Origin of the sequence: Xenorhabdus entomophaga (genome assembly GCF_037996725.1) — a bacterium.
In the GTDB taxonomy this organism is placed as follows: domain Bacteria; phylum Pseudomonadota; class Gammaproteobacteria; order Enterobacterales; family Enterobacteriaceae; genus Xenorhabdus; species Xenorhabdus khoisanae.
In genome coordinates, this window is sequence record NZ_JBBMXH010000372.1 from 1 (window position 1) to 385 (window position 385).

Sequence of the window (385 nt, forward strand, 5' to 3'; positions counted from 1 at the left end):
TTTTACGGAGCTCCCCAAACGCCATCCCAACGATCCTCTGCACGATCTGCTCCCGTGGAACGTGAATATGGGCGACATCATGTAAATACACTGCTTAATTGGCCGCTTACATATCACTTGAGCATCAGTAAAATACAGCGCCTGATCCGGGACACTTATGGCATCCACTTTTCCACGGGCCTTATCTCTGAAGCGCAGGGGCGGATCAGCTCAATGTTGACGCCCCTGCATCAGGCGTTAGGGCATTATGTCAGGCAATCTGCGGTTATCCATATTGACGAAACGCCCCATCAACGCAACGGAGAAGCGGCCACCCGCTGGGTCTGGCTGCTCAGCGGCAGCAAGGCGGTTTACCAGAAAATCCGCGCTTACCGTAATGCGGAAA

General features: G+C 53.5%; 1 pseudogene. It reads left to right on the plus strand.

The annotated features are described in order from the left end of the window. Nucleotides 1-111 precede the first annotated feature (111 nt). Nucleotides 112-385 (plus strand): annotated as a pseudogene (locus AAC854_RS23255) (IS66 family transposase); the annotation flags it as partial.